Source organism: Magnetospirillum moscoviense (assembly GCF_001650635.1).
Lineage (GTDB): Bacteria > Pseudomonadota > Alphaproteobacteria > Rhodospirillales > Magnetospirillaceae > Magnetospirillum > Magnetospirillum moscoviense.
This window is the reverse complement of record NZ_LWQU01000117.1, coordinates 1-582: the sequence shown is the minus strand read 5'-3', so window position 1 is coordinate 582 and position 582 is coordinate 1. Positions and strand designations below refer to the sequence as shown.

The 582-nt window shown below is 65.6% G+C and carries 1 pseudogene; it reads left to right on the top strand.

The window, feature by feature from the left end:
- Window positions 1–305, top strand: a pseudogene (locus A6A05_RS21265) (IS110 family transposase); the annotation flags it as partial.
- Window positions 306–582: the final 277 nt, after the last annotated feature.

The window sequence follows — 582 nt, the reverse complement described above, 5'->3', positions numbered from 1 at the left end:
ACACAGTGCGGCGCGGCGGCATCACCAAGGCCGGCAACGCCCTGGCCCGGCGGGCGCTGATCGAAGGCGCTTGGACCTATCGCATGCAGGCACGAATCAGCCGCAAACTACACGACCGTAACGAAAACCTGTCTCAGGCCATCCGCGATATCGCCTGGAAAGCCCAGGTCCGGCTGTGCGCCCGCTATCGCCGGCTTGCGGCGGCGGGCAAGGCCAAGGTGGTGGTGACGACCGCCATCGCCCGCGAAATGGTCGGCTTCCTGTGGGCCATTGCCCGGCAAGTGGAGGTCAAGCCGGCCGCCTGATCAACGCCCGGCCGCCATATCGGTGCCCATGGCTGGAGGCGGGGCGCGGTGGGGAATCCTCGTGCCCTGCTATGAGCCGGCAATGCCGACGCTCGCCCTTTAGACCGAGGCAGCCCCAAGACGAAACCACGGTCATGCGGTAACCAACCCGCGCATGAGAGCTTGCTCAACCGTCGTCTTTGGCCCTGCCTCCTGCCGTGGGCATCTCTGAAATCCAGCGCCTGGGCCAAGCCAGGACGAAGCCGCCTGCGCGAAACTATTGACAGCGAACATGAGA